Annotated in this window: 3 protein-coding genes; all 3 read right to left on the bottom strand. The window is 42.1% G+C overall.

Going from position 1 to position 5,636, the window contains the following annotated elements:
- Positions 1-160: 160 nt before the first annotated feature.
- The 3 genes from QZ735_RS04460 to QZ735_RS04450 all read right to left on the bottom strand — a co-directional run bounded on the left by QZ735_RS04460 (position 161) and on the right by QZ735_RS04450 (position 5,250).
- On the bottom strand, positions 161-1,174 hold the full coding sequence (locus QZ735_RS04460; protein WP_294244762.1) for a hypothetical protein: 1,014 nt from the start codon (positions 1,172-1,174) through the stop codon (positions 161-163).
- A gap of 138 nt (positions 1,175-1,312) precedes the next feature.
- The gene (locus QZ735_RS04455) at positions 1,313-3,964 is read right to left on the bottom strand and encodes a 4-alpha-glucanotransferase (protein WP_294244756.1); all 2,652 of its coding nucleotides are present in this window, start codon (positions 3,962-3,964) and stop codon (positions 1,313-1,315) included.
- Positions 3,965-4,083: 119 nt separating this feature from the next.
- Positions 4,084-5,250: a T9SS type A sorting domain-containing protein gene (locus tag QZ735_RS04450; protein WP_294244753.1), complete on the bottom strand. Its 1,167-nt coding sequence runs from the start codon at positions 5,248-5,250 to the stop codon at positions 4,084-4,086.
- Between the last annotated feature and the right edge of the window lie 386 nt (positions 5,251-5,636).

Here is a 5,636-nt window from a genome sequence, read left to right as displayed (position 1 = left end):
ATTATTTCTTTTATATCTTTTTGATTGTTCATCGAATCAAAAGTTAAGCGATATATTTCATAAATAATGTTAAATTTTAATATGATTTAAATAAAGAGAAAAAAAAAAGGACAGATCCTGAAACCTGCCCTTCACACCACTTAAATATAATATATGAAAATTAATTTTTTACCAATCCGGTTCTGAATCCGCCGTTTCCTCGGCCTTCACTTCCGCCTCTGTTCTGTTCTCTCGGCGCTGAATTTTCACTCCTCCTGAATCCGCCTTCATTTCTGAATCCACCGTTATTTTCTCTCCTCGGAGCTTCTTCTCTTCTTATTCCGGTATTTCCCCGGAAACCGCCATTGTCATTTCTGAAGCCGCCGCTGGAATTACCTTCTGCCCTGAAGCCGCCGCTGTTGCTGCCGGTTCCGTTATTATTTCCCCTGAAGCCGCCGTTTCCTCTTATTCCTCCGTTATCAGTCCGTAATCCCGGATTGCTGTTACCTCTGGTATCCGGGCGGTTTCTGAATCCGCCGTTGTTATTTCCGTATCCTGAATCCCTGAAACCGTTGTTAGGACGCTGGCTTCTGACGATGTTGAAAGTAGGGTTGTCCGTCCTGCGGAAATTATTGCGGTCTACCCGGTAAATATTGATGTTTACATTTCTGTATCTCGGTACCGGTCTGCAGATTCCTGCGTAATGCACTCTTCTGTAATCCTGGAAATAGGTTACCGGACTATATCCTCTGTAATAATTGTTTTGGAAAACGACGAATACCCTCGGTCCCATAATTCTTTCCAGTGCGTAAAACCTATCATAATACCAACGGTCCGGATTATACCGGTAGAAATTGTTCCAGGCAGAAAAACTCGAGTAGAGATTGTTAAGCCTTATGATCTGATCTACCTGCCATGGTGCCAGCCTGTTCTGGTTAAAGAATACATTCCAGTTGATGCTGACAACGCTGTTCCGGTAATCGTTGTAGTTGTTCCGGTAATAATCGCTCGGGTAATAATCCTGAGGATAATTATAATAATAGTCGTCCGGGAAATAATTCTGGTCATCCTGATCGCTGTAGTACCCGCCGTCATTCTGGTAATATCCGTCATTCCCGCCTCCATAGTCCGGATATTGCTGCGCGAAAGATAACATACTTGCTCCCAGCGCAAAACCGATTAATATTTTTTTCATTGTTCTCGTCGTTAATTGGTTAATAAAGCAGAATATCTTAATTCTATCTTTTTGATATAAATAAAAAAAAGAAGTTAAATCCTGTGATTAAACTTCTTTTAATTTAGCGTTAACGTATTGATAACCAAATATTAAATTTTAATTCCGGCCACTATCAGTTACCCATTCTGCAATTTTCCGGCTGAAATCTTTACGTCCTTTCAGATCTTCCAGGTTCAGATGCATCCTGTACCGCCAGTAATGTGGGAATACTGCCGGATTGTTTATTCTTTCATTATGCATTTCTATATTGGTAAGTTCCCGGTCGGTTGCCAGGAATTCCTGGATCGGGAAAATAGCCAGCATAGCATCGTTATAAAGGTGCTGCTTCATGATAATTTCTGCCAGGTGCGGGTTCAGTTCCTGTGGAGCCTCGCCGTACTGAACCAGTTGCTGGTTAAAATATTGCTGTGTAAGTTCCGGATTTTCCTGCCACCACTGTCTCAGTGTTGAGCTGTCATGGGAAGAAGCTGTCACCACGTTTAGGTAACCTGCATTCTTCGGACTGTAAAATGGAATATTTTCCGAAGGCATACGCTGTACTTTGAGGGCTACAATGGCAAGTTCATCCATAACCACCGGTACGCAGTCCGGCACCAGGCCGAGGTCTTCCCCACAGATCAGCATTTTAGTGGAATTGAGGATTACCGGAAGTTTCTCCATCGCTTTTTCATACCAGAGATGGTCCTGGCGTGCAAAGAAATAATCCTGGTACAGATTATAGATGGATTCTTTTTCCCAGTCAGAGAGGTACTTGTAGGACTCGGTATGATATACATTGAATCTCGGGTGATATACAACCTGTCCGTCTCTTTCTTCAATCAGGAAGAGAACATTGGCGCATAAGGAGATCAGCTGGCTGATAACAGCTTTATCCGGATGCTCTTTAAAGTAATCGGCAAGTTTCCGCTGCGTGCTGAATTCTTCTTTCAGTGCATAGGTTCCGTCATGATGATCAACCAGAAATTCCAGCACCTGATCCTTGTTTTCCCCGAAGTGATTTTCCAGGATCCGGTCATTGATGAAAGGTTTACAGTAGCGGTCAAAATTAAACGGAATATGACGCGCGCTGAATTCTTCAAGCGTAACCGGAACAGCCGGATAAAAATATCCTAAAATTCCCTGTGTCGCGGAAATCGGCATCCTCCAGATCCTGAAAAACCCGAGGATATGATCAATTCTCATGGCATCAAAATATTGTTCCAATGCTTTGAACCGGTTTTTCCACCAGGTATAATCATCGGCCTTCATGGCTTCCCAGTTATAGGTTGGAAATTCCCAGTTCTGTCCCAACTCTGTAAACTGATCCGGCGGTGCCCCGGCCTGGAAATCCATTCCGAACAGTTCAGGCTCTGTCCAGGCTTCTACGGAATGGCGGTAGATCCCGATCGGCAAATCCCCTTTTAAAGAAATTCCGAGACCATGCGCATAGTCTACGGCATCTTTCAATTGCCTGTGGAGCTGATACTGTATCCAGGCATGAAGCATGGAAACTTCATACTCTTTGCTTTTTGTTGTAAAAAACGGTGCAATTTTCCCGCTAATGTATTTCTTATGGGTTTTCCATTCGTTAAAATCAGGAGTTCCGTATTTGTCCCGCAGAACACAGAATGCAGCATAAGGAATCAACCAGCTTTCATTGTCTTTGATAAACTTTTTAAACTGACGGTCTTTGAAAATCCGGTCTTTATAGGCATGAAAAACAAATTTAAGATATTTCCATTTTCCTGAGATCATCTTCTCATAATCGATCAGTTCAAGAGAATTGAGTTCCTCTTTCTCTTTCAGGTATTCGTCCTGCAGGTCTTCCGGAATATCATATTCCAACTTTTCCAGAGAAATATACTGTGGATGGAGGGCATAGACCGAAACGGCGGCATATGGATAAGAATCGGTCCAGGTATAATTCGCTGTCGTATCATTGATCGGCAGGATCTGTATAATGCCCAGGCCGGTCTCTTTTGACCATTCTGCCAGTTTCCTGAGATCGGAAAACTCACCGACTCCGAAACCCTCCTCGGTTCTCAGAGAAAATACAGGAACGGCAACTCCTGCATCATGATACATCTGATGCAGCTTGAACTTGAAATAGTGGTCTGCCATAATGTGCAGCACGTCTTTAGATGGATTAGGAAGTGCAAAACGGTTTTCCCCGGATTCCACATCCGCAATTTTCTGCTGCTTATCGTCGAATAAACAATATTTGTACTGGATGTATTCATTCTCCGGGATCTCTACCGAAACCTCCCAGATCCCGAAACTGGTCTGGGTAAGGAGAACAGCCTGCTCATAGTTCCAGTTGCCTAATGATGCCGTGCTCCCGATCAGGGCGATCTTCCAGTCCGGGTGATAGACAGGTGCCTCAATCCTGAAAAGATGGGTATGTTTTTTCAATACGGAAATCTTTCCGGGCCTGAAGGTAGTAAGCTTATTATGGAGGATTTTATTATTCAGGTAGTTTTCAGGAAAATTTTTATTGTTCCATTGGTCATAGATCACAAATTCCTTATAGTTATGCGGGAAGCTCAGGAAATGCTGTACAAATTCCTCTCTGATGATATTCGCATTTTCATTGGTCAGCTGGTACCGGTAGGATGCCGATTTGGAGAAATAATCGATTTCGCATTTCCATAATCCGTTTTCGGTATACACCATAGGATAGACCTTGTATCCTGCATCTTCGTCATTGATGACCAGCTGTAATTTTTCTCCGATTTTTGTGCTGTAACCTACATTAAAGTATAGCTTCATGTATATTTTTTTATAAAAATACGGTATAAAATTGAAAAATAAAATTTATTGAATATCAAATATTCAATAAAAAACCTTCTCAAAAGACTTGAGAAGGCCTGTTATCAACAGATCCGGATTTATTCCGTGATCATAATTTTTTTATTCAGCAACACTTTTCCGGAGTCATCTGTAATATTTACCAGATAGGCACCGCTGATCAGGTTTTTAAGCTGAACCTGTTCATGCAGCCTTCCGTCTTTTACAGGCAAGCTGTTCTTCATGACTGCCTTTCCTGAAAGATCAAAAACAGCTATGGAAATATTTCCTTTGATGGCTTTGTCATCGGCTTTAATGTTAATGAGATGATCAGTTACACGGGTCGGATATACATCAATATGAGCTGATGAAACCACTGCTGCTGTTTTATCATTGGCAAAGTATCTGCTGGCAAGATCATAAATATGAAGGTTTTCCTGTCCCTGCATCTGCGTTCCCTGCAGTGTTTTTAAATCCACTTCATACAGGGAGCCGCCTTTGGCACTGGCGATTACCACTTTGCCTTTAGCATTCACCGCAGCACCGTTTACCGAATAACCTTCAGGAATCCCTGCGATTTTCCCGATGAATTTTGCTTTCAGTTCTGCAGCTGCAATCTTGAAGACATTTCCAGAGGCAGAAAATACATAAAAATTGTTTTCTGCATCGGCAATCATATCGCCGCCAAACCCTGTTTCCATCAAAGTGAAAGAATTCTTTCCATTCGACGCATCGTCTGTAATAATCCCCAGATCACGGACCGTGGAATGCCCGTTTTTGGTGCTGATCTGTAAAAATTGCGTACCGGCATTATTAACGGCATAAATGTGCCCGTCGTAACCTGCGGTCATCCTGGTGAAATGAGAATTGATATCGCAGGAGGTGACCCTTGCTGTTGTGTTCTCTACCAGAGTGATCTCTTTGGTTTTGCCATTTAACATATAAATATTCGACGAAAACATAGGCATATACACCAGATTGCCATTTTGGTCATAGGCCAATGTCGCCATATTGACTGCCTGGGCATTATTGTAAGCATTCCTGTCTTCTGTAATGCTTCTGCCGCTTACCTGTGAAACAACCTTGGTCACTGCATCTGCAGTAAAGATTTTTTCTCCGGATACGCCGGTACTTCCGTCGATAAGCCTGAAGTCATTGAAAACAATATTCGGCGTGTCCTTGCCGACCAGTGCGAAGAAGTCCTGCTGCTGAGCATATCCATGTGCACCGAATGCCAAAAATAGTAGAGGAAATAAATGTTTTTTCATAAGAATCAATTTTTAATCATTTTATAGTAACTAAGTTACACAATTTTTAAATTACTTACGAAAAAATTATCGATTAACGAATAAATAGATCACTGAACAACAGATCATTTATTCATCCGTCATAAGTAAACAGATCATATACAAAAGAGAGGCAGATAAAACTAAGAATTGTTTCCGGATCAGTCCCCGTATTTTAGAAAAATTCTTCATGCATTACATCCGGAATAATAAACTTACCCTCCGGACCCTATTTTTCATTTCTCCGGGTTTTTGAATTGACTTCAGGAGCTTGTTCCCGCTATCCGCTGTATCTTTTTTTGCCGGGCTTTTCCCGGGGCAAAAAAAAGGATGCCGCTGCTATCGGGGCTATGATGGTTGCGGGTGGT

Origin of the sequence: uncultured Chryseobacterium sp. (genome assembly GCF_913776365.1) — a bacterium.
Taxonomy (GTDB): domain Bacteria; phylum Bacteroidota; class Bacteroidia; order Flavobacteriales; family Weeksellaceae; genus Chryseobacterium.
This window is presented reverse-complemented; position numbering and strand designations above follow the sequence as displayed.